27 protein-coding genes and 2 tRNA genes are annotated in these 23,947 nt (G+C 64.8%); 9 read left to right on the plus strand and 20 right to left on the minus strand.

From position 1 onward, the window contains the following. Nucleotides 1-116: 116 nt before the first annotated feature. Together N3C64_RS11775 and ychF are read right to left on the minus strand one after the other, a co-directional pair. Nucleotides 117-206: transfer RNA gene (locus N3C64_RS11775), tRNA-Ser, on the minus strand. A gap of 128 nt (nucleotides 207-334) precedes the next feature. Beyond that, nucleotides 335-1,432 (minus strand): redox-regulated ATPase YchF, encoded by a 1,098-nt coding sequence (ychF, locus tag N3C64_RS11780; RefSeq protein ID WP_218629831.1) that lies wholly within the window; start codon nucleotides 1,430-1,432, stop codon nucleotides 335-337. Nucleotides 1,433-1,563: 131 nt separating this feature from the next. On the opposite strand from ychF, the gene trpA reads away from it, so the two are divergent. The 3 genes from trpA (at nucleotide 1,564) to N3C64_RS11795 (ending at nucleotide 3,961) form a co-directional block, all read left to right on the plus strand. Next, complete coding sequence (gene trpA / locus N3C64_RS11785) at nucleotides 1,564-2,355, plus strand: tryptophan synthase subunit alpha (protein WP_260014586.1); 792 nt, start codon at nucleotides 1,564-1,566, stop codon at nucleotides 2,353-2,355. Nucleotides 2,356-2,424: 69 nt separating this feature from the next. Then, the gene (gene ppk2, locus N3C64_RS11790) at nucleotides 2,425-3,351 is read left to right on the plus strand and encodes a polyphosphate kinase 2 (protein ID WP_260014589.1); all 927 of its coding nucleotides are present in this window, start codon (nucleotides 2,425-2,427) and stop codon (nucleotides 3,349-3,351) included. After that, nucleotides 3,344-3,961 carry a TetR/AcrR family transcriptional regulator gene (locus N3C64_RS11795; RefSeq protein WP_260014591.1) on the plus strand — a complete coding sequence of 206 codons (618 nt, stop codon included), beginning with the start codon at nucleotides 3,344-3,346 and terminating at the stop codon, nucleotides 3,959-3,961. Before ppk2 ends, N3C64_RS11795 begins: the two co-directional genes overlap by 8 nt. 5 nt (nucleotides 3,962-3,966) lie before the next feature. Here the strand turns inward: N3C64_RS11795 and N3C64_RS11800 are convergent, their stop codons facing one another. Both N3C64_RS11800 and N3C64_RS11805 read right to left on the minus strand, forming a co-directional pair. Next, nucleotides 3,967-4,593: a LysE family transporter gene (locus tag N3C64_RS11800; RefSeq protein ID WP_260014592.1), complete on the minus strand. Its 627-nt coding sequence runs from the start codon at nucleotides 4,591-4,593 to the stop codon at nucleotides 3,967-3,969. After that, complete coding sequence (locus N3C64_RS11805) at nucleotides 4,590-5,042, minus strand: Lrp/AsnC family transcriptional regulator (RefSeq protein ID WP_260014593.1); 453 nt, start codon at nucleotides 5,040-5,042, stop codon at nucleotides 4,590-4,592. Before N3C64_RS11805 ends, N3C64_RS11800 begins: the two co-directional genes overlap by 4 nt. A gap of 208 nt (nucleotides 5,043-5,250) precedes the next feature. On the opposite strand from N3C64_RS11805, the gene N3C64_RS11810 reads away from it, so the two are divergent. Next, nucleotides 5,251-6,081 carry a TPM domain-containing protein gene (locus N3C64_RS11810; RefSeq protein ID WP_260014594.1) on the plus strand — a complete coding sequence of 277 codons (831 nt, stop codon included), beginning with the start codon at nucleotides 5,251-5,253 and terminating at the stop codon, nucleotides 6,079-6,081. 47 nt (nucleotides 6,082-6,128) lie between these two features. On the opposite strand, the gene N3C64_RS11815 is transcribed toward N3C64_RS11810, so the two are convergent. Next, complete coding sequence (locus N3C64_RS11815; RefSeq protein ID WP_260014595.1) at nucleotides 6,129-6,716, minus strand: outer membrane protein; 588 nt, start codon at nucleotides 6,714-6,716, stop codon at nucleotides 6,129-6,131. 180 nt (nucleotides 6,717-6,896) lie between these two features. Here N3C64_RS11815 and N3C64_RS11820 point away from each other — a divergent pair, with 180 nt between their 5' ends. Continuing rightward, nucleotides 6,897-7,643: an SDR family NAD(P)-dependent oxidoreductase gene (locus tag N3C64_RS11820; protein WP_260014596.1), complete on the plus strand. Its 747-nt coding sequence runs from the start codon at nucleotides 6,897-6,899 to the stop codon at nucleotides 7,641-7,643. 16 nt (nucleotides 7,644-7,659) lie between these two features. Here N3C64_RS11820 and N3C64_RS11825 read toward each other — a convergent pair whose 3' ends face one another. Continuing rightward, nucleotides 7,660-8,508, minus strand: coding sequence for a DUF2059 domain-containing protein (locus N3C64_RS11825; RefSeq protein WP_260014597.1), 849 nt, complete (start codon nucleotides 8,506-8,508; stop codon nucleotides 7,660-7,662). A gap of 197 nt (nucleotides 8,509-8,705) precedes the next feature. Between N3C64_RS11825 and N3C64_RS11830 the strand changes: the two genes are divergently transcribed. The 4 genes from N3C64_RS11830 (at nucleotide 8,706) to N3C64_RS11845 (ending at nucleotide 11,415) form a co-directional block, all read left to right on the plus strand. Next, nucleotides 8,706-8,795, plus strand: a tRNA-Ser gene (locus N3C64_RS11830). A gap of 123 nt (nucleotides 8,796-8,918) precedes the next feature. Continuing rightward, the gene (locus tag N3C64_RS11835; protein WP_260014598.1) at nucleotides 8,919-9,668 is read left to right on the plus strand and encodes a 5-oxoprolinase subunit B family protein; all 750 of its coding nucleotides are present in this window, start codon (nucleotides 8,919-8,921) and stop codon (nucleotides 9,666-9,668) included. Beyond that, nucleotides 9,665-10,681, plus strand: coding sequence for a 5-oxoprolinase subunit C family protein (locus tag N3C64_RS11840; protein WP_260014600.1), 1,017 nt, complete (start codon nucleotides 9,665-9,667; stop codon nucleotides 10,679-10,681). The genes N3C64_RS11835 and N3C64_RS11840 overlap by 4 nt, the downstream gene beginning before the upstream one ends. Further along, the gene (locus N3C64_RS11845) at nucleotides 10,678-11,415 is read left to right on the plus strand and encodes a LamB/YcsF family protein (RefSeq protein WP_260014602.1); all 738 of its coding nucleotides are present in this window, start codon (nucleotides 10,678-10,680) and stop codon (nucleotides 11,413-11,415) included. The genes N3C64_RS11840 and N3C64_RS11845 overlap by 4 nt, the downstream gene beginning before the upstream one ends. Here N3C64_RS11845 and N3C64_RS11850 read toward each other — a convergent pair. From N3C64_RS11850 to pyrH, 14 genes are all read right to left on the minus strand, one after another. Continuing rightward, nucleotides 11,412-11,669 carry a hypothetical protein gene (locus tag N3C64_RS11850; protein ID WP_260014604.1) on the minus strand — a complete coding sequence of 86 codons (258 nt, stop codon included), beginning with the start codon at nucleotides 11,667-11,669 and terminating at the stop codon, nucleotides 11,412-11,414. The two genes, N3C64_RS11845 and N3C64_RS11850, sit on opposite strands and share 4 nt — an antisense overlap. Next, complete coding sequence (gene lpxB, locus N3C64_RS11855; protein ID WP_260014606.1) at nucleotides 11,669-12,832, minus strand: lipid-A-disaccharide synthase; 1,164 nt, start codon at nucleotides 12,830-12,832, stop codon at nucleotides 11,669-11,671. The genes N3C64_RS11850 and lpxB overlap by 1 nt, the downstream gene beginning before the upstream one ends. After that, entirely contained in the window at nucleotides 12,829-13,641 is an 813-nt protein-coding gene (locus tag N3C64_RS11860) for an LpxI family protein (RefSeq protein WP_260014608.1), read from the minus strand. Before N3C64_RS11860 ends, lpxB begins: the two co-directional genes overlap by 4 nt. Next, nucleotides 13,638-14,432, minus strand: coding sequence for an acyl-ACP--UDP-N-acetylglucosamine O-acyltransferase (gene lpxA, locus N3C64_RS11865; protein WP_260014610.1), 795 nt, complete (start codon nucleotides 14,430-14,432; stop codon nucleotides 13,638-13,640). The genes N3C64_RS11860 and lpxA overlap by 4 nt, the downstream gene beginning before the upstream one ends. Before the next feature lie 4 nt (nucleotides 14,433-14,436). Further along, a complete protein-coding gene (gene fabZ, locus N3C64_RS11870) occupies nucleotides 14,437-14,898 on the minus strand; it encodes a 3-hydroxyacyl-ACP dehydratase FabZ (RefSeq protein ID WP_218629816.1) in 462 nt (153 codons plus the stop codon). A gap of 86 nt (nucleotides 14,899-14,984) precedes the next feature. After that, on the minus strand, nucleotides 14,985-15,587 hold the full coding sequence (locus N3C64_RS11875) for an OmpH/Skp family outer membrane protein (RefSeq protein ID WP_218629815.1): 603 nt from the start codon (nucleotides 15,585-15,587) through the stop codon (nucleotides 14,985-14,987). Nucleotides 15,588-15,595: 8 nt separating this feature from the next. Beyond that, the gene (gene bamA, locus N3C64_RS11880) at nucleotides 15,596-17,845 is read right to left on the minus strand and encodes an outer membrane protein assembly factor BamA (RefSeq protein ID WP_260014614.1); all 2,250 of its coding nucleotides are present in this window, start codon (nucleotides 17,843-17,845) and stop codon (nucleotides 15,596-15,598) included. A 215-nt stretch (nucleotides 17,846-18,060) separates the two neighbouring features. Continuing rightward, nucleotides 18,061-18,231 carry a hypothetical protein gene (locus tag N3C64_RS11885; protein WP_218629813.1) on the minus strand — a complete coding sequence of 57 codons (171 nt, stop codon included), beginning with the start codon at nucleotides 18,229-18,231 and terminating at the stop codon, nucleotides 18,061-18,063. 83 nt (nucleotides 18,232-18,314) lie between these two features. Beyond that, complete coding sequence (gene rseP, locus N3C64_RS11890; RefSeq protein WP_260014617.1) at nucleotides 18,315-19,661, minus strand: RIP metalloprotease RseP; 1,347 nt, start codon at nucleotides 19,659-19,661, stop codon at nucleotides 18,315-18,317. A gap of 3 nt (nucleotides 19,662-19,664) precedes the next feature. After that, nucleotides 19,665-20,843: a 1-deoxy-D-xylulose-5-phosphate reductoisomerase gene (gene dxr / locus N3C64_RS11895; protein ID WP_260014619.1), complete on the minus strand. Its 1,179-nt coding sequence runs from the start codon at nucleotides 20,841-20,843 to the stop codon at nucleotides 19,665-19,667. A gap of 3 nt (nucleotides 20,844-20,846) precedes the next feature. After that, on the minus strand, nucleotides 20,847-21,653 hold the full coding sequence (locus tag N3C64_RS11900) for a phosphatidate cytidylyltransferase (protein WP_260014621.1): 807 nt from the start codon (nucleotides 21,651-21,653) through the stop codon (nucleotides 20,847-20,849). Then, nucleotides 21,650-22,414, minus strand: coding sequence for a polyprenyl diphosphate synthase (gene uppS, locus N3C64_RS11905; RefSeq protein WP_260014622.1), 765 nt, complete (start codon nucleotides 22,412-22,414; stop codon nucleotides 21,650-21,652). The genes N3C64_RS11900 and uppS overlap by 4 nt, the downstream gene beginning before the upstream one ends. A gap of 41 nt (nucleotides 22,415-22,455) precedes the next feature. Beyond that, the gene (gene frr / locus N3C64_RS11910) at nucleotides 22,456-23,019 is read right to left on the minus strand and encodes a ribosome recycling factor (RefSeq protein WP_218629808.1); all 564 of its coding nucleotides are present in this window, start codon (nucleotides 23,017-23,019) and stop codon (nucleotides 22,456-22,458) included. Nucleotides 23,020-23,140: 121 nt separating this feature from the next. Beyond that, complete coding sequence (gene pyrH, locus N3C64_RS11915) at nucleotides 23,141-23,872, minus strand: UMP kinase (protein ID WP_218629807.1); 732 nt, start codon at nucleotides 23,870-23,872, stop codon at nucleotides 23,141-23,143. Nucleotides 23,873-23,947: the final 75 nt, after the last annotated feature.

Raw genomic sequence — 23,947 nt, forward strand, 5'->3', positions numbered from 1 at the left:
TTGCTGAGATCAATGCGAGCTACGCGCGTCTCTGAGTGAAACACAGGGCGCTAACCCGCGGAAACGCGGGCGAAATTCGTCGGAGACGCCGAAACAGGGAAATCGAGATGGGTGGGTGGCGGAGTGGAAGGGATTCGAACCCTCGAGACGGTTTCCCGCCTGCACCCTTAGCAGGGGTGTGCCTTCGACCACTCGGCCACCACTCCGCCGACCCGTTTAGCGGGAGTGTCGGGGGCGGGCAAGGGCAAACTCGTACCCGAGCGCGCTGTTTTTGTGGCGAAAAGCAAAGGGGGCCCGAAGGCCCCCAGTGGAAGATCGGCTGACGCCCCAATGCTCAGGCGTTGAACAGGAAATGCAGCACGTCGCCGTCCTTGACCTCGTAGGTCTTGCCTTCGACGCGGAACTTGCCAGCCTCCTTGGCACCCGCCTCGCCCTTGTAGGCGATGTAGTCGTCATAGGCGACGGTCTCGGCGCGAATGAAGCCGCGTTCGAAATCACCGTGAATCACACCGGCGGCCTGCGGCGCGAGGGTGCCCTTGCGGATCGTCCAGGCGCGGGCCTCCTTGGGGCCGACGGTGAAATAGGTCTGGAGCCCCAGAAGCGCGTGACCGGCGCGGATCAGCCGGTCGAGGCCCGCCTCTTCCAGACCCATCTCGCCCAGGAACATCTCGGCTTCCTCGTCGTCGAGCTGGCTGATCTCTTCCTCGATCTTGGCCGAGATGACGACGATCCCCATCCCCTGCTCTGCCGCCATCTTGGCGACGCGCTCAGACTGGCTGTTGCCGCTGGCGGCCGAGGCTTCCTCGACGTTGCACACGAACAGCACAGGCTTGGCGGTCAGCAATTGCAGCATGTTCCACTGCTTGCGGTCATCTTCCGAGACCTGGACGGTGCGCGCGGGCTTGCCCGATTCCAGCACGGCCAGCGCGGCCTTGAGCAGCCTTTCCTGCTCGACCGCTTCCTTGTCGCCGCCCTTGATCTTGCGCGAGATATTGGCGAGGCGCTTCTCGATCGACTCCATATCGGCGATCATCAGCTCGGTCTCGATGGTCTCGGCATCGGCGATCGGATCGACGCGGCCTTCGACATGGGTCACGTCCCCGTCCTCGAAGCAGCGCAGCACATGGGCGATGGCATCGACTTCGCGGATGTTAGCCAGGAACTGGTTGCCAAGCCCCTCCCCCTTCGACGCCCCTTTCACGAGGCCCGCGATGTCCACAAAGGTCATGCGCGTCGGGATGATCTGCTTGGAGCTTGCAATCGCTGCCAGCTTGTCGAGGCGCGGATCGGGCACGGCGACCTCGCCCACGTTCGGCTCGATGGTGCAGAAGGGGAAGTTGGCGGCCTGCGCGGCGGCCGTCTTCGTCAGCGCATTGAACAGCGTCGATTTGCCAACGTTCGGCAGCCCGACGATCCCCATCTTGAAGCCCATGATCTTTCCCTTTCAATCGTTGCGCGCCTCATACGCGGGCAAGGGCCTCAAGGCAAGCCGCGCCCCCTTTCGGCATTGATTTTCCCGTCCCCATGCCGCAAACCGCTTGGGATGAATTCCAAGGGGACGCCATGACTCGCATCGACGCCAAATTCGCCGCGCTCAAAGCCGAAGGTAAACGCGCCTTCGTGGCCTATATCATGGCGGGCGATCCGGATCTGGAGACCTCGCTTGAGGTGATGAAGGGGCTGCCTGCGGCTGGCGTGGACGTGATCGAACTGGGCCTGCCCTTCACCGATCCGATGGCGGACGGCCCGACGATCCAACTGGCGGGCCAGCGCGCGCTCGATGGCGGTCAGACGCTGCAAAAGACGCTCGATATGGTTGCCGCCTTCCGCAAGACCGACGCGACCACCCCGATCGTAATGATGGGCTATTACAACCCGATCTATAACCGCGGCGTGGACAAGTTCCTGGCGGATGCCAAGACCGCAGGCGTCGACGGGCTGATCGTGGTGGATCTGCCGCCCGAAGAGGATAGCGAGCTGTGCCTGCCCGCGCGCGAGGCCGGGCTGAACTTCATCCGTCTCGCCACGCCCACCACCGACGACAAGCGCCTGCCGAAGGTGCTGCAAAACACCTCGGGCTTCGTCTATTACGTCTCGGTCACCGGCATCACCGGCAGCCAGGCCGCGCAGGCTGCCGAGGTTGGCCCTGAGGTCGCTCGCATCAAGCGCGCCACAGACCTACCCGTGATCGTCGGCTTCGGCATCAACACGCCCGAAGCCGCGCAAACCATCGCCAGCGTGGCCGACGGCTGCGTCGTGGGGTCCGCCATCGTCAAGGAAATCGGAGCGGGCAAACCGGTTGCCGAAGTGCTTGCCAAGGTCGCCGCATTGGCCGCGGGCGCGCACTCGGTCTGAGGCCGGGGACGCGCTTGCGGTGCGTCCCGCGCGCTCTATAGTGAATCTGGTTCACATCAGGAGCGGCAGATGGGCAAGAAACACGACAAACCCGACAGCGACGCCAAGACGCCCGCACCGCTGGCCGCCGACATCCCCTTTGTCGGCGACATTACCCGCTATCTAACCGACGAAGCGCCCGAGCCTGTGCGCGCCGCGATCAAGAACGCGAAGAAAGACGAAATCCTTTCGAAATCATATCCCTACCGGGAAGAGATGTCGAAAAAGACCTATGAGCGCCACATGGAGGCGCTTCAGGTCGAACTGGTCAAGATGCTTTGGGATCTCAAGGCCACAGGCAAGCGCCTTGCCGTGATCTTCGAGGGGCGCGATGCCGCCGGTAAGGGCGGCACCATCGCCCGGATGAGCGAGAACCTGAACCCGCGCTCGGCCTATGTCGTCGCGCTGCCGAAGCCGACCGAGCGGGAATCCTCTCAGTGGTATTTCCAGCGTTACGTCGATTGGCTGCCCGCCGCGGGTGAGATCGCGATGTTCGACCGATCCTGGTATAACCGCGGCGTGGTCGAGCATGTCTTCGGCTTTTGCAAACCCGAACAGCGCGCGCATTTCTTCGCCCAACTCCCCGATTTCGAGAAGATGCTGATTGAGGAAGGCATCATTCTGGTCAAGCTCTGGCTGAGCGTCGATCGCGCCGAACAATTGCAGCGCTTCCTCGACCGCGAGAAAGACCCGCTGAAACAGTGGAAACTCAGCTGGATCGACGTCGAGGGCCTCAAGAAATGGGACGCCTATTCCGAGGCAATCAAGGAAACCTTGACCTGTAGTCACAGCGCGCACGCGCCCTGGACGGTGATCCGCTCAGACGACAAGATGCGCGCCCGGATTGCGGCGATCCAGACCGTTTTGCATCGCGTAGATTACGCGAACAAAGACGCGCAGGCCATTGGCGATATTGATGAAAACATCTGCGGCGGCCCCGGCATCCTGAATGACTAAGCAGGGCTATCACCACGGTAATCTGCGGCAGGCGCTGGTGCAGGCCGCGCTACTCCTGATCGCCGAGCGCGGCCCGACCGGCTTCACCCTGTCCGAGGCAGCAAAGGATGCGGGCGTGACCCCCGCCGCCGTCTATCGCCATTTCGCCGGGCGCGACGATCTGATCGCGGAATGCGCGCGCCAGGGCTATGCGATCTTCGCCGACCTGCTCGAACATGCCTGGAACGCGGGGAAACCCTCGTCTCTGGCCGCGTTCGGTGCGGTCGGAAGGGCCTATCTGGCCTTCGCCCGCAAGTTCCCCGGGCATTACATGGCGATGTTCGAAAGCGGCGTCGTGCCGAACCGGACGCCAGAGCTATCGGCGCAGGCGCAGCGCGCCGAAACCGCCATGCTACGCGCGACCGAGGCGCTGTTGCGCGCCATTCCCGAAGGCCGCCGCCCACCCGCGCAGATGGTGGCCGCGCATGTCTGGGCGATGGCGCATGGCGTGGTGGAGTTGCACGCACGCGCCGCCCCCGGCTCGCGCGCACCCTACGACCCAGAGGCGCTGCTCGAATCCGGTATCGGCATCTATCTGCGTGGTCTCGGGCTGTTGCCACCCGATAGCTGAGCGCCCTAGGCCAGCGCGTGCCACAGCGCCCAGATCCCGAACGCCCCCATCATCACGCTCGAGATCCGCGCGGTCCATTGCGCGAAGGCCTCGGGCAGGCGGTGATGCAGCGCCGCGACCAGCCCGGACAGGAAGATCCACCACAACATCGAACCCGCGAAAACGCCTGCCACGACAGTGACTGAGGCCCCGACCGAGGCCGTACGCGCCAACCCCAGACCGGCAAAAATCGCGGCGAAACTGAGGATCGTCGCCGGGTTGGTCATGGTCAGCGCGAAGGTGGTGAGCGTGGTGGCCCAAAGCCCGCGCGGCTCGGGCGCGGCGGCGGCACGCACAGCGCCCCCGCCCCCGCGCGGCCAGCCACGCCAGGCCAGCCACAGCAAAAACACTCCGCCAACCAGCCCGAGCGGCCCACTGATTTTCTGCAACACAGCCGCGAATGTGGCGAACCCCGCCGCAGCGGCCGCCGCATAGGCGGCATCGGCCAGCGCCGTCCCCAGCCCGCCCGCGACACCTGACGCAAAGCCTCGCGCAAGTGTGCGCTGGATGCACAAGGCCCCGATCGGCCCAAGCGGCGCTGCGATGGCCACGCCCATCGCAATGGACTTCCCCAGAAGCAAAGCAGTGCTCATACCAGCCCCCGGTAGCGGAAGGGCGGCTCGACCACGCTCGAAAGCGCGAGGTTCGTCTCGGACCGCGCGATCCAGCCACCCGCCTTCAACTCGGACAGGAAGGCCTCGACGCCATCAAGGCTGGGGGCGCGGATCTGCACGAGGTAGGACCACGGGCCGGTGACATGGTGGCAGGCGGTGATGCTCCGGTGCTCCGCCATGGCAAGGCGAAACGCAGGCTCATCTGCTTGCGGCGCAAGTGCTACCCAGACAAAGGCCGCGACCGGAAGCCCGATCTGCTCAGCCGCGACATCGGCCATCATGCGGCGCAGCACGCCGCGCTCGCTCAACCGGCGGATCCGCTCATTCACGGCTGAGGTGGACAGGCCAACCTGCGCCCCGATCTGCGCAAGCGAGAGCCGCGCATCCTGCCCAAGCAGCATCGCGATCTTATGGTCAACGTCATCCATCTCGGCAATCCTTGCGGCGCTCTCGTCATCATTAAGGAATATTTCTCGAATTATGCACTTTCCATAGCATTTTTCACTGCACCGCAAAACGTCCGGCGCCAATACCTCCTCCGCGCCGGATTCCGCAATTCTTCCCGTGCTGCCATTGACCGCCCCCACCCCGCCATGCCCAATTTGCGGGCTTACAGCGAAAGGCCTCGCCATGCGCATGATCTCTGCACTGATTCTGCTTCTTTGGGCGGGCATCGCCACGGCCGAGCCGTTCCCCGAGTATCAGAGCCTGACGGTGAACGATTTCGCCGACCTCCTGCCGGCTGAGGTCGAACAGCGGCTGGATCAGAAGCTGGCCGACCTGCGGGCACGGACCGGGATCGAGGCGACTGTGGTCACGCTCGTCTCGCAAGACGCCTACGACCCGGCACCCTCGCTGGAGACCTTCGCAACGCGCCTGTTCAACGGCTGGGGGATTGGCGACCCCACGCGCAGCGACGGGATCATGATCCTCGTGATCAGCGCCGACCGCGCGATGCGGATCGAGTTGGGCGCGGGATACAACCCAGAATATGACATTCCCGCGCAGGACATCATCAACCGGATCATGCTGCCCGCCTTCCGAGACGGGCGCATGTCCGAGGGGATCGAGGGTGGAACCGACGCGGTCATCAGCGAAATCGCCGAGCGCTACGCCGATGGCCTGCCGCCCGGCTCGGTTCCGAAGACCTCGAAGGGCGATGCCAGTTTTGTCGCACTGATCGCGATGGGGCTTGCCGCGCTTCTGGCGATGCGCAACCGGATCTGGCGGGCGATGGGGCGCGTCACCCCCTGCCCCAGCTGCGGTCGTCGTGGCATCACGCGCAACCGCGTTATCGATACGCCTGCAGACCGGACCTCGGCCGGACGGGGGCATTGGGATGAAAGCTGCCCGAACTGTGACTGGACGCGCACCAAGCCCTTCACGATCCAGCGCAAGGGATCAGGTGGCCGAGGCTCGTTCGGTGGCGGGCGCTCATCGGGCGGCGGCGCCAGCGGTCGCTGGTAAATGCAAACGGCGGCCACTGGGGCCGCCGTCGCGATGATCCGGATAGATCAGAAGTTGAAGGACGCCTTCATCGAAAGGGTCGTCATCTCGAGATCCTCGCCCGAGCGGTCGAAGTTGTCGCCCTTGTGGTACATCAACTCGCCACCCAGGGTCCAGGCGTCGTTCATCTTGTAGCTCGCGCCAAGGCCCACGGCCGGGATCACATCATTGTAGCCCGTGCCGCCAATATCTGCGTGCACATAGGCGGCGCCGATGCTGCCGTAGAGCAGCCAGTCGCCTTGGTCGATACCGCCGATAGCCTTGATATGGCCCATCCGGTCGACCGAATTGCCCTGACCGAAGTCCAGATCGGCCGCGCTGTAATCCACCTCGACCCCGGTCACGAAGCGCCCAAGATCATAGAGGTAACCAGCATGGACACCGCCGAAAGCGCCATCGCCACTGCCGGGACCGAAATCGCTGTCACCATAGCCAAGCTGGCCACCGGCGTAGAAACCGGTCCAGTCGCCGGTCGCGGCCACGACGGGTTGCGCAACCACCGGAGCAGCCTCGACAACCGGAGCGGTATAGCCGCCAGCCTGCGCTGCGCCCGCCATCAGGGCCATCATTCCGCCAGCCACCATAATCCGTTTCATCGCATTTCTCCTATAAGACGCTGGCCGCAACTAGCGCGACCAGTGGGGACTATACGCCAGTGCTTTCCCGTTCCGGCGTCACGTCATTTCACGAAATGCGGAGCGTTTTGTGATATGAGTCTGGACAGAAGCGACCCCTTGGTCGTAAATGAACATACGTTCATTTCATGGGAGGACGGAATGGAACTCGGCCAAGTCTGTGCGATCGTTACCGGGGGGGCATCGGGTCTGGGCGCCGCAACCGCGCAATATATCCGCGAGATGGGTGGCAAGGTCTGCCTGTTCGACCGCGACAGTGCGCGCGGCACCGAATTCGCGGCAAAGATCGGCGCGAGCTTTGCCGAGGTTGACGTGACCGACGAGGCCTCGGTTCTGGCGGGCATCGCCCAGGCGAAAGCGGCGATGGGAGCGATCAACACGGTCGTCAACTGCGCCGGCATCGCGACGGGAGAGCGCGTTGTCGGCCGCGAAGGCCCGCACCGGCTTGAGACCTTCGCGCGCACGATCAATATCAACCTGATCGGCTCGTTCAACGTCCTGCGACTTGCGGCAGCCGAAATGGCCCAGAACCCCGGCCCCGAGCGCGGGGTGATCGTCAACACCGCCTCGATCGCAGCATTCGACGGCCAGAAGGGCCAGGCAGCCTATGCGGCCTCGAAGGGCGGAATCGCAGGCATGACCCTGCCGCTCGCGCGCGATCTGGCGGCACAGGGCATTCGCGTCTGCTCCATCGCGCCGGGCATCTTCGCGACCCCGATGATGAAGGGCCTTCCGGAAGAGGTTCAGGACAGCCTCGCCGCCGAGGTCACCTTCCCCAAGCGGCTCGGCGATCCGGCGGAATACGCGCGCCTCGCCGGTTTCATCATTTCCTGCGGCTACATGAACGGCGAGGTCATCCGCCTCGACGGCGCGCTGCGGATGCGCTGAGCGGGTTCGGGCAGGCCTACAGTTCCTGCCCGATCAACCGCCGTGCCAGAGCCGCGCCAAGCGCGGCCGAGCTTTCCTCATAGACCACATCGAACGCCTCGAATTGCGCCCGCATCAGATCCTGACCGGGCTTCGAGGCGCTGAACTCGGCGATCTGGGTCATCTCCTCAAGGCTGAGCGGCGAATAGGCCATGAACAGGTAGCCCTCGATCCAATGCGTCACGTCGGCGCGGATTTCGGGCTCCTGCGCCGCGACATCGGCCAACATGTCGGTCTCGGTCACCTCATAGGGAAAGGCACCGCCCTCGGCCATGGCGCGATAGAAGGACAGATTGGCGTTCAACCCGCCCATCACGTTCGGCTCGATCAGATCGCCCGCCTCGATGATCCCGCGCACTGCGGCAAGGCGCGGATCGCCCTTGGCATCGGCCTCTTCGGCGGCCCACAGCGCCGCGTCCTCGACCGAAGGGTCCAGCAACGCGCGCCGCGCCGAGATCTCCAGCCCGATCATGCGCTGCCCCAGATCCGAGGTAAGCCAGGCCTCAATCGCGGGCTGGTCCGCCTGGGCAAGCCCCTCGGCCAGCAAGGCGTCATAGTGCGGGCGCAGGGCAGCCGGATCGTGGATATCGGAAACCTCGCGCTCCCATAGCGCATCGCCGGGCGCCCCCATGATTTCCTGCATCAGATCATCGCCATAGGCCAAGCCCTCCTGCTGCAGCACGTCGAACAATTCGCCCGTGTGCAACAGATCGGAAATCCGCGCGGGATCGGCCCGCAGCGCCCCCATGGGGATCACTGAAACCAGCAAAGCCAGCGCCACCTGCGCCAGCATCCCCCGCCCTGCCTTCAAGAATCGCCAAGCCATCCGCAGCCCCAAGAAAGCCCTTGTCCATCGCCACCTTGCGCCGGATAGCCTGCAAGGAAAACCCCAAACCCCAACGAACACAAGGTCGAGACCACTTCGCCGCAGGGGCGAAATCCAGCCGTAAAAAAAGTTTCAAAAAGCGGTTGCAACCGCCCTATTGGCAGGCTAAATCCCGCCCACACGACGACCACCGATGCGGAGAGGTGCCGGAGCGGTCGAACGGGGCGGTCTCGAAAACCGTTGTGGGTGTGAGCCCACCCAGGGTTCGAATCCCTGTCTCTCCGCCACTTCCCCTTGATTTTCAAAGATGATCCGGCGCATCAAGCCGATTGTCGGCCTTTTTTGGCCATCAACGTCGCGCCCCTCGACAAAGGTTGAAGCCGCCGCGGATTGCGCGTTTGATAGCCGCGATGACACATGCCTCTGCCCCCACTGCTGCGCCCGCCCCCGAGATCCTGCCGCTCGGGCTCGATGGCGTGTTGGTGCGCTTTGCGCTGCGCTTCGAGGCGCGGGCCAACCGCGCCGCCCGCGCGCTTTCCGCGGCACTTGAGGCCGCCCCCCTGCCCGGCCAGGTCGAATGCGTCTCGGCGCTGGCCTCGGTTCTGGTACGGTTCGACCGCATGACGACAACGCGCGCGGCAATCGAAGCGGCGCTGAGCGAACGGCTTCACAACATCCAAAGCGCTCCGAACCGCCTCGACCGGATCTGGCACATCCCGGCCAGTTTCGGCGGCGAAAACGGCCCGCAGCTTGCGCCGGTTGCGCAGATCGCCGGACTTGGCGAGGGCGCGCTGGTCGATCAGCTGTGCGCAACACCGCTGGACGTTCTGGCGATCGGTTTCGCACCGGGCCAGCCCTACCTGGGCCTTCTGCCCGAGAATTGGGAGATGCCGCGCCTGAGCGCCCTGACCCCCGAGGTTCCCGCCGGGGCCATCGTGACAGCGATCCGTCAGATCGTTCTGTTTGCCAATGCCTCGCCCACCGGCTGGCGCTGGCTGGGGCGCTGCGCCTTCCGTCCCTTCCAGTTGCGTGCGGATAACCCGGTGCCGCTGCGCGCAGGCGATGGCGTGCGCTTTACGCCCGTCGACCACAGCGCACTCTCCGCGATCGAGGCGACGGGCGACCCGATGGGCGGCGCCCGGCTGGAACGCACATCATGACCGGCTGGCTCGACATCCTGAGCATCGGCCCCAGTGTCTCTGTGCAAGACCTCGGCCGTCCGGGGCATCTGGCACAGGGGCTCAGCCCCGGGGGTGCGGCCGACCGCCGTGCGCTTTACGAGGCGGCGGCGCTTCTTGGCCAAGCCGCCCCGCGCGCCTGCCTTGAGATGGCGGGAATGGGTGGGCGGTTTCGGACAACGCTTGATACCCGGATCGCGCTGACCGGCGCGCCGATGCGCGCGCTGCTTGAGGGTGCACCGCTGCGCTGGAACGCCTCGCATCTGCTGCCCGCCGGGTCAGTGCTCGAGCTTGGACCCTGCGAAGGCGGCGCCTACGGTTATCTCAGCTTTGGCGGGGGGCTCGCCTGTGCGCCTCTGATCGGTGCCCAGTCTGCGCATCTTGCGGCGGGCATCGGGGAACGGCTGCAAGCGGCCACCCGACTACCCCTTGTTGCCGACCCCACACCCGACGCCCCGAGCCTCGCGCTGATTCCCGAGCCGCGCCTCTCGGGCGGGACTCTGCGAGTCATTCCCGGCCCGCAGACCGCGCTTTTTAGCGCGACAGAGCGCGCGCGATTCCTCGACACAGCCTTCACGGTCACTCGCGGCAATCGTCAGGGCGTCACGCTGGCCCATCCCGGCGCGCCCTTCGCGCCAGACGCGGCAGGCAGCCTCGTCTCCGACCTGATCACCGCAGGCGATATTCAGATGACTGGCGCGGGCGTGCCGATGGTGCTGCTAGCCGAATGCCAGACCGTCGGCGGCTATCCCCGCCTTGGCACCATCCTTCCCGTCGATCTGCCGATCCTGGCGCAGGCGAGCCCCGGCACCACGCTGCGTTTTCGCGAAATTGGCCTGCGCGAGGCCGAAGTTGTCAGCCCGCCCGAAAGCCAGTGGCTGGCGCCGCTTCGGCGGGCGTGCCAGCCGCTGACCCGCAGCGCGCATGACATCGCCGACCTGCTTGGCTATCAGTTGATCTCGGGCATGGTGCGCGGCGATGAGGAGGAAACATGAAGGTCGATCTGAACGCCGACATGGGCGAGGGCAGCGGCTCGGACGCAGAATTGCTTGAGGTCATTACCTCTGCAAATATCTGCTGCGGGCTGCACGCCGGAAGCGCAGGGCTGATGGCGCAAACCCTGCGCGCGGCGGCCGCGGCGGGCGTCGGCCTTGGCGCCCATCCGGGCTTTGACGACCGCGCAAATTTCGGCCGCTCCCGGATGCAACTGTCTGCCACCGAACTGACAGATCTGATCGCCTATCAGACCGGCGCCGCACTGGCCGCCGCGCAGGCCAACGGATTGAAACTGCGTCATTTCAAGCTGCATGGCGCGTTGGCGAACATGGCCTCGGAAGATGCAGAGATGGCCGATACCTGTTACCGCGCCGCGCTGGCGGTGCAGCCCGATCTGGTACTGATGGTGCTGGCCGCAACCGCGCAAGAGCAAGCCGCGCGAGCACTGACGCAACAGATCGCCGCCGAGATTTTCGCCGATCGCGCCTATAACCCCGACGCAACGCTGGTTGATCGCAGCCTGCCCGGCGCAGTCCTGCATGACCCCGAATTTGCGGCCGAGCGTATCCTGTCCATGCTACGCGAAGGCGCGATCATCGCAGAAAACGGCCACCGTATTCCGTCGCGCATCGACACGATCTGCTTGCATGGCGACACGCCCGAGGCGGTCGCGATGGCCCGCGCGCTGCGCGCAAGGCTGGAAAGCGCGGGGGTCACGCTGCGCGCACTTTAGCGCGCGGCAAGCCACGCCGCGATATCAGCCGCCTGAGCGCCCGGAGAGTGATGCGTCGCGATGAATGCCTCCAATCGCGCCGCGCGGGCAGCGCTGTCGCTGGCCGCGAAATCCGGCCCCAGTCGGGTCAGGATGACCGAAGGGTCGCGGTGACAACGCGCGCAGGCGCGCTGATATGCGGCCTCTCCCGCGATCGGATCGGCGGCCCAGGCGGGCGCTGCGGCGAATAGCAAGGCGAATGCGGCCCGCCGCATCACCCGGCCTTTCGCGGCTTTTCAAGCACCGAAAGAACCGAGCGCGCCGCGCGCAGACCGGGGTCTTCGCCGCCCTCTCCAAGGCGCCGCATCGTCAGTTCCATCGCCTCCAACTGTTGCTGACGCAGGTCGTCATGCTCGAGCAGTTCCAGCATCGCTTTCGCGATCGGTCCGGGGCGGCAGCGCGGCCCGAGATATTCGGGAATCGCGCGGGTCTCGGACACCAGATTGACCAGCGTCACCGTGTCGATCCGCAGCATGCGCGAGGCGATATGCCAGGTCAGGAAATTCGCATCATAGGCGATGATCATCGGCGTGCGCGCGGCGGCCAGCTCAAGACTGACCGTTCCCGAGGCCGCAAGCGCAAGATCCGCCGCAGCAAAGGCCGCGCGCTTGGCCACCGGGTCCTCGACCACAATCGGCGGGACCGGCCAGCGCGCCGACATCTCGCGCACCATGTCCGAGACGCCCCGCACCGTAGGAAGGATGACGCGCAGGCCCGGCTCGCGATCGCGCAGGCGCATCAGCGCCTCATCAAAGCGCGGGGCAAGGCGCTTCACCTCACCCGCGCGGGAACCGGGAAGGCAGACGACAAGCGGCTGGTCGGAGGCAATCTGATGGGCCGCGCGGAAGGCGATGGCGTCTTCATCCGATGCGCGCGGCTCGGCCACGACGGGGTGGCCGACGAAATCGCAACTCATCCCGGCGGCTTCCATATAGGGCGGCTCAAACGGCAACAGCGCGAGGACGTGGTCGATCACCTCGGCCATCTTGGCTGCACGCCCCGGACGCCAGGCCCAGACCGAGGGCGCGACGTAATGAATGGTTCGCAGACGGGGCTGCGCCGCGCGGGCCAGCCGCGCCACGCGCAGGCAGAAATCGGGGCTGTCGATGGTGATCAGCGCGTCAGGCGCAAGCCGCGTCACGGCCTCAGCCGACTCGGCAATACGGCGCTTGAGGTGGCGGTACTTCGGCAAGACCTCTGTCAGGCCCATCACCGACAATTCCTCCATCGGGAAGAGCGAGGTCAGCCCCTGGGCCTCCATCAGCGGCCCGCCGATGCCGTGGAACTCGACCTCGGGGGCGAGGGACTTGAGCCCGGCCATCAGCGCCGCGCCGAGTTTGTCCCCCGAAGCCTCCCCCGCGATCAAGAACAGCTTCATGGTTCGCGCGCCCAAAGGAAAAGCCCGGCCTCTTCGGCCGCCGCTATCGTCGCGTCGCGGTCGAGCAACAGCACCCCACCCGCCTCGAAAGCGATCCCGGCAAGCCCCGCCGCAGCGGCGCGGGCAACGGTTTCCGGGCCAAGCGCGGGCAGGTCGATCCGGCGATCCTGCCCGGGTTTCGGCGCCTTGTAGAAAACCCCGCGCGCCCCGTTCGGATCGGGCTTAAGCCCTTGATGCAGTGCCGCAAATTCTAGCATTGCGTCGGTTCCGGGCAACGCCTCGGTCGCCAGGCAAAGCCCCTGCGCGACAACCGCCCCCTGCCCCACATCGGCCGCGCCAAGCGCCGCGACGATCTCGGCGCCACGGGCTGCATCGCGCAGATCCGCATCCGAGGGCGCGCCAGTCAGGATACCCGCACCGGGCACGAGTTCAGGCGCGATTTCATCGGCACCAGCAACCGTCAGGCCCCATTCCTCGAACAGCTCGATCACCGCCCGCAGCGTCGCGTCGTCGCCCGCCTGAATGGCCGGCAGAAGGCGCGGCACGAGGCTTGCGGTGCGCATGTCGAACAGCTCGGCCTCAAGGCGCGGGCGGCGCATCGCTCCGGCAAAACAGACCCGCTCGATTCCGCGATCCACCAGCGCGTCCAGAAAGACGGCCAGCCGCTCGATCCGGAAGCGCAACGGTTCGGCGCCCGGGATCTCGCAGGCGAATCCGTCTAACTCGCAAATCAGCATCCCCGGCGCGGCCTGAGCCAGCAGGCGGGGTAAGGTTCCGGTCCCGGCGATCAACGCCGTCGCGCTGCTCATCGCGGGGTCAGGAAGCTGCGGTCCGACGGACCGAGGATGAAATCGAGCACCTCGCGCGCCAGATCGCTGTCAATGCCCTCTTCATTGAGCTTGCGGGCCTGCTCGCGGAAGTTGCCCTCGGACAGCGCCATGTAAAGCTCACGCAGGGCGCTGATCTCGGCCCGCGCAGTGCCGCGCCGCTTCAACCCGACAAGGTTCAGCCCTTCGAGCCCCGCCCGCGGACCGGCCACAAGCGCGTGCGGGATGACATCGGCCGTCACCATCGAGAGCGCCCCGATGATCGCGCCGCGCCCGATGCGCACCCACTGGTGCACGCCCGACAGACCGCCGACGATCACGTCATCCTCAAGATGGCAATGCCCTGCAATCGCGACCGAGTTCACCAGGATCACACGATTGCCGATCTGCACGTCATGCGCCACGTGGCTGTTGGCCATGAACAGGCAGTCGTCGCCAACACTGGTCAACCCGCCGCCGCCCTCGGTCCCGGCATTCATCGTGACATATTCGCGAATACGGTTGCGCGCGCCGATCACCAAGCGGGTGCGTTCGCCCTTGAACTTCAGATCCTGTGGGATCTGCCCGAGCGAGGCGAAGGGAAACACGGTCGTGCCCTCGCCAATCTCGGTCCAGCCCGTGATGACGACATGCGATTTCAGCTCGACCCCGGCGGCAAGCACCACCTCGGGGCCGATATGGCAAAACGGTCCGATATGGCAGCCCGCGCCGATGACCGCCCCTTCCTCGATCACCGCGGAGGGATGGATGACCGCGCTGTGGTCAATGGCCATGCGCTTACCCCTTCAGGTCCATCATCGCGGTAAATTCCGCCGAGGCGGCAAGTTCGTCGCCGACCTTGGCGATGCCTTCGAATTTCCAGATCTTGCCGCCGCCGCGCAGCGCCTTGACGTGCAGCTCAAGGCAGTCGCCCGGCACCACCATGCGTCGGAACTTGGCCTTGTCGATGCCCATGAAATAAGTCAGCAGATCCTTGCCGATGACATCCATCGACACGCCCACCAGAACCGCCGCCGTCTGCGCCAGCGCCTCGACGATCAGCACGCCCGGCATGATCGGCTTCGACGGGAAATGCCCCTCGAAATGCGGCTCATTGCAGGTCACCATCTTGATCCCGACCGCGGTCTCGTTCGGCACGATATCGCGCACCTTGTCGATCATCAGGAACGGGTAGCGGTGCGGAATGATCTGCTTGATCAGGTCCAGATCGGCCGAGGTATGGGGGGCGGGTTCGGTCATGAGACCTCCTTCGAATACAGTTGGCCGGAATGGCACGTCGCTGACTTTGCTAGCAATCGCGCGCCCCCTTGGCAAGGATCGGGCGCTTACTCGGACGACGGGCGGGTGGTTGTCTCGGACCCCGAGGCAGGCGGCGGCGCGCCCGCGCCAAGACGCGCATCGACAAGCGCAATCATCTCGTCGGTAACATCGAGCCGCGAAAGCGCGCGGATCACGGCGCGGGTGTCGATGACGATCCCGCCGCCATTGCCTTCGAGGTATTCGTCGAGCAAGGGCAGCACCTGCGCGGTGAACGCCTGCCGTTCGTCTTCCAGCAACCGCGAGAGCGCCTGCGCCTTGTTGCGCTGCTCATTGCGAATATCGGTCGTGCGCTTGTCGAAAGCCTCTGCGGCCGCGCGGAAGGCTTCCGGCTGCATTGTCGCGCGCTGATCGGTCAGGGCGCGCTCTTCTGCAATCAGTTCCTCGGCGATGCGGCTATTCTCGGCGTTCAGCTTTGCCGAAGCCTCGGCCAGATCGCTCTTCACGCGCGAACCCCATTTCGAGCCTTCGAACAGGCGCTCCCAATCCAGCGTGACGATCTGCTGAGACGTCGGCACCGGGGCCTGCTGCGCCGACGCGCCCCCGGAAACGGCAACGAGCGCCGCCAGAAGCGCCGCTCGCAGTACCGACTGTACGGTGATCAGACCCACGTCCGACCTCAGAACTTGGTCGAGATCGTCAGGTCGAACACCTGCTCTTCGTCGTAATCTTCTTTCTTGAGCGCCTTGGCGATGTTGAAGCGCAGCGGACCGATGGGCGTCGTCCAGAACACAGACAGGCCGATCGAGGAGCGCCAATTCAAGCTATCATCCACCTCGTTTCCGCCCGTCCCGAGCGTATCGTCAAGCCCCCAGACCGAACCGACATCCCAGAACAGACCGCCCGTGATCCCATATTCCTCGGGCAGCCCCAGGGGGAACTCGGACTCAACGCGCATCGCGGCATAGTATTTGCCGCCCAGTGCATCTTCATTCTCTGCATTGACGTCGCGCGGACCATAGCCCCAGCTTTCGAAACCGCGCACTTTCCCGTTGCCCGAGAAACGGTCGAGAATCGTCAGGTCGGTCTTGCCGCGCGCATGGATCGCCCCGCCTTCCAGCTCGGCACGCAGGGTGACCTCTTCCTGGAGCACCTTGCGCTCAACCCGCGCCAGCGCGTTCGTCGACAGTGCTTCGACATCGCCGCCAAAGCCCGCAAGATCCTGACTGAAGCGGAAGGTCATACCCCACCGCGGGTCGATCGAACTCGTCCGGGTATCGTAGGTATAGGTATAGCCGAAGGACGAGCGGTCGCGCTCTCCGGCCTCGCGCTGCAGGATCTCGGACGACTCGGTGGTGATGTCATAGAGCTTGTCGCGCGAATAGGTATAGCGCGTCTCAAGCCGGCCGTTGCGCGAAATCGGGAACTCGATCGCCGGAGTGATGCCCATGCGCCTGGTCGAGAAGTAGCTGTTGTCGTTTTCCGACGTCGTGTACCAGGCGCTGAACCGGCCCTTGAGGTCGCGCCCGAAGAGATAGGGCTCGACGAAGGTCAGGCGGTTTTGCTGGTTGTCCGAGCTGGTGCTAAGCGAGAACCCCAGATACTGGCCGCGACCGAGGAAGTTCGATTCCTGCAGATCCAGCGTCACGCCAAAGCCCGCCTCGACGCCGTAGCTTGCGCCGATCCCGAACGAGCCGGTGGGCTGCTCTTGCACGTTCACATCCACGATCACCTGGTCGGAGGACGAACCCTGACGCGAGTTCACATCGGCGTTCGAGAAGAACCCAAGCGCACGGATACGCTCGGCCGAGTTGCGAATCTCGCGCGGGTTGAAGGGGTCGCCTTCGACGGTGCGGAACTCGCGCCGGACCACCTGGTCGAGGGTGGTCGTATTGCCCTCAATGTCGATCCGTTCAACGAAGATGCGCGGGCCGCGCACCAGCGCAAACTCAATATCCAGCGTCTGATCGCGGTCATTGCGGGTCACGCGGGGCTCGACGCGGACGAATTGCGCACCCTTGCGCAGCGCCAGCTCTTCCATCCGCGTAATGGCGAGATCCACGGCATTGGGCGAATAGACGACACCCGAGCGGATCTTGGCCTGTTTCTGGAATTCCTCGGCGTCGAGTTCTCCGACCTCGGAAACGGTAGAGATGCTGCCGAACTTGAACTGCTGACCTTCGCGCACGTTAAAGGTCATGAAGAAGCCGTCACGCTCGCGTGTCATCTCGGAGGAAACGCCGGTGATCTGCACATCGACATAGCCGCGCGAGCGGTAGAAATCGGTCAGCAGCTGACGGTCATATTCCACGCGATCGGCGATGAACGTGTCGCGCTGGATGATCTGGCGGAACAGGCCCGCCTGCTTGGTCGACAGGATGTTGCGCAGCTTGCGGTCGGAGTAGGCGCGGTTGCCGGTGAACGAGATGCGCTCGACCTCGGAGACCTTACCCTCCTTGATCTCGAAGGCCACATCCACGCGGTTGCCGTCACGGCGGATTACCTTGGGATCGACACGCGCGGCGAAACGGCCAGCCTGCGAATATGCCTCAACGATCTTGTTCGCATCGGCCTCCACCGTGGCAGGCGAATAGACTTTGCGCGACTGGGTGGAAACGATCTGCGCGAGATCCTCGTCCTTCAGGCGCTTGTTGCCTTCGAAGTTGACGATATTGACCGTCGGGTATTCCTGAACGCGGATGACAAGGGTGTTGCCTTGCGGCACCAACTCGACCTTTTCGAACAGGCCCGAGGCCTGCAGGCGCTGATAGGCATCGTTCAGCCCACCGGCCGAGACCGCCTGCCCCTTACCGATTCCGGCGAAGGTGATGATCGTCTGCGGCTCGATCCGCTCATTCCCCTCGATCACAAGCTTGCTGAACTGGTAATCCTGCGCGGTGGCGAACTGCGGCGCAGCCGTCCAAACCATTGCAACGGAAAGCAAAATTGCCGCTTTCTTGGAAAGCGTCTTAGCAGCAGACAGCCCGACCCCACGTTGCAGCCAGTTGTTCATTGCCCTCACCCCGCCCCTTGGCATTTCTCTTCCCCAAAGTGACTATCGGGAAAGCCCGATCTTGTCAAAAGCACAGGGCGCAGGATTGACCTGCGCCCTGTCAGAATTTCACTTGGGATGGGGTGCCCGCGTCAAATCCGGCCGGGAATGGCTCCGGCGTCAAAATATTCCACCAGATGAACCCCGATCACCCCGGCTGCTGCCAGAGCCAGAATGATCACGAGCGGAGGCAAAACACGGTCGATGGCCAGATCATAGATCATCGACAGGCTGCGATATCCGTGGGACAGAACGAGTTGCATCTCCGGACCTCCTCCAAAAGGTTCACGGATAGAAACTAGCCCGCCAATATGGCTGAAATGCGGCCCTCGCGTGGCGCAATCCGTCAAGGACAGAAGAGGTCGTTCGACAGGCCAAACAGCATCAGCGTCAGCACAAGCGCCATGCCCACGGCCATCAGCCCGTTCAGCACACGATCCGAAGGCGGCTTGCCCGCAACAGCTTCCCAGACGTGGAAAACGAGGTGCCCGCCGTCGAGCACGGGGATCGGAAACAGGTTGAGAAATCCGACCGCCGTGGACAGAAGCGCGATGAACCAGATGAAATCAGGCATCCCCGATTTTGCCGCCGCGGCCGATCCCTCGGCAATCCCGATGGCGCCGCGCAGGTTGCACGAGGAAATCTGCCCGGTGACCATATGCCACAGCCCCGAGACCGATTGCGAGATGATCCCCCAGGTCTGGGTCGCGCCGCCGCGCAATGCCTCGGTGATCGACGTGGGTCGGGTTTCCGGGGTGAAGAAGAACGACCCGCTCGCACCAATCAACCAGCGCGTCTCGAACCCGCCCTCGGGCAACGGAAGATCGGTGCGCTTGGGCGACAGCGTCACCTCGAATCGCGTGCCCTGCCCATCCTTGGCCGGACGCCAGATGCCAATGGTCAGTGGAGCGCCATCGGCGGCTTTCACCGCGTCCTGCAACTCGCGGAACTGCCAGACCGGCGCTCCGTTGACCGTCTCGATCACATCGCCCGCCTCGAGCCCCGCCTCGTAGGCGGCCGATTGCGCGGCCACCCCAGCCATCCGCGTCGGCAGCAGCTGCGGCCCCGAAAGCTCCAACTGAGCGCCGTCGCGCTCGACCACGTAATTCAGCCACTCGCGCGCGGGCACCGACTTCGATGCCGCGTCAAGCGAGAGATAATCGGGCGTCTCGATTCCTTCGACCGCAAGCAGGCGATCCCCCGTCTGCAGCGCTCCGGTGCCTTGCGGCAGGGCCACGACCTCGCCGATGGTCGGTTGCTCGGTCGCCGTTCCGGACCACAGCATCAACCCCGAGATCACGCCGATCGACAGGATGAAATTGAAGATCGGCCCCGCAGCCACCGTCGCCGCGCGCGCCCAAAGCGGTGCGCCATGCATCGTGTGGCGGCGCTCTTCGGGGCTTAGCTGCGCAATCTCTTCCTGATCGACACCGGCCGAGGCCGCATTCGCGTCGCCCAGAAACTTCACATAACCCCCAAGCGGGATCGCCGCGATCTGCCAGCGCGTGCCGCGCTTGTCCACGCGCGAGATCAGCTTGGGCCCGAAGCCAAGCGAGAAGACCTCGGCCTTGATGCCCGACCAGCGCCCGACGATGTAATGGCCGAACTCATGCACCGCGACGATGATCGAAAGCGCGATGACGAACGAGGCGATGGTATAGCCCGCTCCGAGGATGCTGCTCAGGAAATCCAATACTCAGATCCTTCCGGTCGAAATAAATTCACTGGCAAGGGCGCGGGCCTCCGCATCCGTCGCCATGACGTTATCGAGGCTGACGGTAATATTTCCAAGGCCCTGACGCGTTGACATCTGCGCGAGCACCCGCTCGACCAGATGTGCCATGTCGAGAAATCCGATGCGCTCGTCGATGAAGGCATCAAGCGCGGCCTCCTTGGCGGCGTTGAACGCGGCGCCCGCCGTGCCGCCGATCTCCATCACCTCGCGCGCCAGCCGCAGGGCCGGGAAACGCGCCAGATCGGGGGCGCGGAAGCTCAGCCTACCGATCTGCGCCAGATCGAGCCGCGCGACCGGCAGTTCGGCCCGCTCGGGCCAGTTCAGCGCATAGCCGATGGCGTGGCGCATGTCCGGCGCGCCCAGATGCGCCATCAGCGCGCCGTCGCGGAAACCGACCAGCGCATGCACCAGGCTTTCGGGATGCACCAGCACCTCGATCATCTCAGGGTCGACGCGGAAGTATTCCTTAGTTTCAATGACTTCCAATGCCTTGTTGAACATGGAAGCCGAGTCGATGGTGATCCGCTGGCCCATCGCCCAGTTCGGGTGGCTCGACGCCTCGGCCACGCTTGCCGTAGCCAGACGATCCAGCGGCCAGTCGCGGAAGGCGCCGCCCGAGGCGGTGATGATGATGCGCTCGACCGCCTCCATCTCTTCGCCGACAAGCGCCTGGAATACCGCCGAATGCTCACTGTCTACGGGCAGGATGCGCGCGCCGTGACGCTCGGCCTCGGCCAGCAGAAGCGGGCCTGCCGTTACAAGGCTTTCCTTGTTGGCCAGTGCCAGCGTCGTGCCATGGCGCAGCGCCTCAAAGCCCGGCGCAAGGCCCGCCGCGCCGACGATTGCGCTCATGATCCAATCGGTCGGGCGCGCGGCGGCCTCGACCAGTGCCGCCTGCCCCGCCGCCGCCTCGATACTCGAGCCATGCAGCGCCGCGCGCAGCGCCGGAAGGCAGTCTTCATGCGCGGTGACAGCCAGTTCGGCGCGAAGCGAACGCGCCTGCGAGGCCAGCAGATCGACATTGCGCCCGCCGCTAAGCGCGACAACCTGATAGGCCTCGGCCCCGCCCTGCCGCGTCAGCAGATCAAGCGTATTGACCCCGATCGAGCCGGTGGAGCCGAAAACCGAAACCCTGCGCATCCCTTACCCTTCTGACAGCGGCAGCGGCATGATCTGTGCAATCAGGAGCAGCATCAGTACCGCGCCGATCAGCGCGTCGAAGCGATCCATCACGCCGCCATGCCCCGGGATCAGGTGCGAGCTGTCCTTGATGCTCGCGCGCCGCTTGATCCAGCTTTCGGCGATATCGCCCATCTGACCGGCGAAAGCCAGCAGCGGCGAGAGCCAGATAAGGCCGTGCCCCCCGCCGAACAAAACAAAGATCCAGCCAACGATGGCCGCACCGATCCAGCCCGCAACGGTGCCCGACCAGGTCTTTTTCGGGCTGATGCGGGGCCAGAACTTCGGACCTCCAAGCGTGCGCCCGGCGAAGTAACCCGAAATATCAGACACCACCACGATCGCGATGATCCAGGTAATCGCGCCAAGCCCGTGTCCTGCGCGCAAGGCGACCAGACCGTAACCGGTCAACATCACCGCCAGCGCATAAACGGCATAGATCGCCCGGTCGCGCCGCTGTGTCAGCGCCCCGATCACCGAGGGCAGGATCAGCAGAACCAGCGCCAGCGGCGAGTGCAGCCAAAGCACCGCAGCAAGGATGAGCGACGCCAGAACCCCAAGAAGGCGCGCCTCGAACTTGCGCTCGGGCGCGGTCATGGCGCTGAGTTCCCAGATCATCAGGCCCGAAACGACGATGGCCAGCTCGGCGAAGACCAGCCCGCCCCACCAGATCGCGCCAGCGCCAAGTACCAGCATCGCAACGGCCGAAAGCACCCGCGCCCGCAGATCGCCCCAACGCCCACCGCCATTTGTCGCCTGCGGTGCACTCATGCGGTGGCTCCACCAAAGCGCCGTTCGCGCGCGCCGAAACGGCTCAGAATCGCGGCAAGCTCCTGCGGGCTGAAATCGGGCCACAGGGTCGGGGTGAATTCATATTCGGAATAGGCCGCCTGCCAGGGCAGGAAATTCGATGTGCGCGTCTCACCCGATGTGCGGATCACCAGATCGGGGTCGGGCAGACCTGCGGTATCGAGACGCTCGGCCAGCGCCGCCTCGGTCAGGCCCTCGGCGCCGATGCGGCCCTCGGCATGGTCGCGCGCCAGTTGCGCAGCCGCGCGGGCCAGCTCGTTGCGCCCGCCATAATTGATAGCAACGGTCAGTGTCAGGCGGGTATTGGCGCGCGTGCGCTCCTCGATCCCCTCCATCAGCTTCACGAGCCGCTTGTCGAGGCGCCCACGCTCGCCGATGAACCGCAGACGGACCCCCTCTCGCGAGAGACCGTCGGCCTCTTTCTCGATGTAGCGCCCGAACAGCGCCATCAGACCCAGAACTTCCTCGGTCGAGCGTTTCCAGTTCTCGGTGGAGAAGGCATAGACGGTGAGGTATTTGACCCCCATCTCGGGCGCGGCGCGGACGATTTCCTTCACGCGCTCGGCGCCACGGCGGTGCCCCGCCAGACGGGGCCAGCCGCGGTTGACGGCCCACCGCCCGTTGCCATCCATGATGATCGCCACATGGGAAACGCCATAATCGACGCCGCTGATGGCGGCCGGCGTACCCGGATCTGGCTGGTCGGAGGCGCTGAGCACCATGGGGCCGCCTTTCGCTGCGGATCGACGGTCGGACCCGGGGGTCAGACCTGCATGATCTCGGCTTGTTTCGCCTCGAGCGCCTTATCGACAACCCCGATGTGCTTCTTGGTCAGATCTTCGACCTCGGATTCCCAGAACTTCACGTCGTCTTCCGACATGCCGTTGCCCTTGGCCTTCTTGATCTGGTCCATGCCGTCGCGGCGCACGTTGCGGATGGCGATGCGGGCCTGCTCGGCGTATTGCGCGGCGACCTTGGTCAGCTCGCGGCGGCGTTCTTCGTTCAGTTCGGGGATCGGCAGCATGATGATCGGGCCGTTGGTCTGCGGGTTGATCCCCAGACCCGACTCGCGGATCGCCTTTTCCACCTTGTTGATCAGGCCCTTGTCCCAGACGTTCACGGTGACCATGCGCGGTTCGGGAACGTTGATCGTGCCCACCTGGTTGATCGGGACGAGCGAGCCGTAGGCGTCGACCATGATCGGCTCAACCATCGAGGCCGAGGCGCGACCGGTGCGCAGGGTGCCAAATTCGTGTTTGAGCGCGGCCATCGCGCCATCCATGCGGCGTTCAAGGTCGTCGGTGTCGATTTCGATATCGTCGGACATGGGTCCTCCCGGGTCTTTGATCGTGTGTCTTTTTAGCGGGCTTTACGCCCGATGGGTAGGGGTAGAACGGGGGCGCCGCCCCCGAACCCCCGAGGTATTTTGGCCAAGAAGAACGGGATAGTTAGCCCTGAACCCGCGTGTAGGTGCCCTGACCGGCCAGAATGCCGCGGAAGCCGCCCGGCTCGTCGAGCGAGAAGACGATGATCGGCAGGTTGTTGTCGCGGGCGAGCGCGATGGCCGAAGCATCCATCACCCCGAGGTTCTTTTGCAGCACCTCGTCATAGCTGACGGTATCGTAGCGCTTGGCGTCGGAGAATTTCTTCGGGTCCTTGTCATAGACCCCGTCCACCTTGGTGCCCTTAAAGATGGCTTCGCAGTTCATCTCATTGGCGCGCAGGGTGGCGGCCGTATCGGTGGTGAAATAGGGGTTGCCGGTGCCCGCCGCGAAGATGCAGATCCGCTTCTTCTCGAGGTGGCGGACGGCGCGGCGGCGGATATAGGGCTCGCAAACCTGATCCATCGGGATCGCCGAGATCACGCGGGTGTGGATACCAAGCGCCTCAAGCTGCGCCTGCATGCCAAGAGCATTCATGACGGTGGCGAGCATCCCCATGTAGTCCGCGGTCGTGCGCTCCATCCCCTGGGCGGAGCCTGCGAGGCCGCGGAAGATATTGCCGCCGCCGATCACCATGCAGATCTCGACGCCCATGTCATGGACGGTTTTGACCTCGCGCGCGATGCGGGCAACGGTCGGCGGATGCAGGCCATAGCCCTGATCGCCCATCAATGCCTCGCCCGAGATCTTCAACAGCACACGCTTGTATTTCACCGTCGGCTCTGCATCGACAGTCATCCCGGGCCCCCAAATCTGCAGGTTGTCATTGCCGCGCAAAATGTCGCAAATGACGGGCAGGTTCAACCTCGGGAT

It is taken from the genome of Sedimentimonas flavescens (assembly GCF_025154035.1).
GTDB classification, from domain to species: domain Bacteria; phylum Pseudomonadota; class Alphaproteobacteria; order Rhodobacterales; family Rhodobacteraceae; genus Rhodobacter; species Rhodobacter flavescens.

Excerpts from the sequence above, each read along its gene's own strand:
- N3C64_RS11825 (WP_260014597.1), bottom strand. The coding sequence starts at position 8,508 with ATGGCTTGGCGATTCTTGAAGGCAGGGCGGGGGATGCTGGCGCAGGTG.
- N3C64_RS11885 (WP_218629813.1), bottom strand. The coding sequence starts at position 18,231 with ATGCAACTCGTTCTGTCCCACGGATATCGCAGCCTGTCGATGATCTAT.
- N3C64_RS11900 (WP_260014621.1), bottom strand. The coding sequence starts at position 21,653 with ATGAGTGCACCGCAGGCGACAAATGGCGGTGGGCGTTGGGGCGATCTG.
- ychF (WP_218629831.1), bottom strand. The coding sequence starts at position 1,432 with ATGGGCTTCAAGATGGGGATCGTCGGGCTGCCGAACGTTGGCAAATCG.
- N3C64_RS11835 (WP_260014598.1), top strand. The coding sequence starts at position 8,919 with ATGACACATGCCTCTGCCCCCACTGCTGCGCCCGCCCCCGAGATCCTG.
- N3C64_RS11860 (WP_260014608.1), bottom strand. The coding sequence starts at position 13,641 with ATGAGCAGCGCGACGGCGTTGATCGCCGGGACCGGAACCTTACCCCGC.
- frr (WP_218629808.1), bottom strand. The coding sequence starts at position 23,019 with ATGTCCGACGATATCGAAATCGACACCGACGACCTTGAACGCCGCATG.
- dxr (WP_260014619.1), bottom strand. The coding sequence starts at position 20,843 with ATGCGCAGGGTTTCGGTTTTCGGCTCCACCGGCTCGATCGGGGTCAAT.
- bamA (WP_260014614.1), bottom strand. The coding sequence starts at position 17,845 with ATGGTTTGGACGGCTGCGCCGCAGTTCGCCACCGCGCAGGATTACCAG.
- N3C64_RS11840 (WP_260014600.1), top strand. The coding sequence starts at position 9,665 with ATGACCGGCTGGCTCGACATCCTGAGCATCGGCCCCAGTGTCTCTGTG.
- N3C64_RS11810 (WP_260014594.1), top strand. The coding sequence starts at position 5,251 with ATGATCTCTGCACTGATTCTGCTTCTTTGGGCGGGCATCGCCACGGCC.
- N3C64_RS11850 (WP_260014604.1), bottom strand. The coding sequence starts at position 11,669 with ATGCGGCGGGCCGCATTCGCCTTGCTATTCGCCGCAGCGCCCGCCTGG.
- fabZ (WP_218629816.1), bottom strand. The coding sequence starts at position 14,898 with ATGACCGAACCCGCCCCCCATACCTCGGCCGATCTGGACCTGATCAAG.
- N3C64_RS11795 (WP_260014591.1), top strand. The coding sequence starts at position 3,344 with ATGACTAAGCAGGGCTATCACCACGGTAATCTGCGGCAGGCGCTGGTG.
- pyrH (WP_218629807.1), bottom strand. The coding sequence starts at position 23,872 with ATGACTGTCGATGCAGAGCCGACGGTGAAATACAAGCGTGTGCTGTTG.
- uppS (WP_260014622.1), bottom strand. The coding sequence starts at position 22,414 with ATGGTGCTCAGCGCCTCCGACCAGCCAGATCCGGGTACGCCGGCCGCC.
- lpxA (WP_260014610.1), bottom strand. The coding sequence starts at position 14,432 with ATGGCCATTGACCACAGCGCGGTCATCCATCCCTCCGCGGTGATCGAG.
- N3C64_RS11805 (WP_260014593.1), bottom strand. The coding sequence starts at position 5,042 with ATGGATGACGTTGACCATAAGATCGCGATGCTGCTTGGGCAGGATGCG.
- lpxB (WP_260014606.1), bottom strand. The coding sequence starts at position 12,832 with ATGAAGCTGTTCTTGATCGCGGGGGAGGCTTCGGGGGACAAACTCGGC.
- ppk2 (WP_260014589.1), top strand. The coding sequence starts at position 2,425 with ATGGGCAAGAAACACGACAAACCCGACAGCGACGCCAAGACGCCCGCA.
- N3C64_RS11800 (WP_260014592.1), bottom strand. The coding sequence starts at position 4,593 with ATGAGCACTGCTTTGCTTCTGGGGAAGTCCATTGCGATGGGCGTGGCC.
- trpA (WP_260014586.1), top strand. The coding sequence starts at position 1,564 with ATGACTCGCATCGACGCCAAATTCGCCGCGCTCAAAGCCGAAGGTAAA.
- N3C64_RS11815 (WP_260014595.1), bottom strand. The coding sequence starts at position 6,716 with ATGAAACGGATTATGGTGGCTGGCGGAATGATGGCCCTGATGGCGGGC.
- N3C64_RS11820 (WP_260014596.1), top strand. The coding sequence starts at position 6,897 with ATGGAACTCGGCCAAGTCTGTGCGATCGTTACCGGGGGGGCATCGGGT.
- N3C64_RS11845 (WP_260014602.1), top strand. The coding sequence starts at position 10,678 with ATGAAGGTCGATCTGAACGCCGACATGGGCGAGGGCAGCGGCTCGGAC.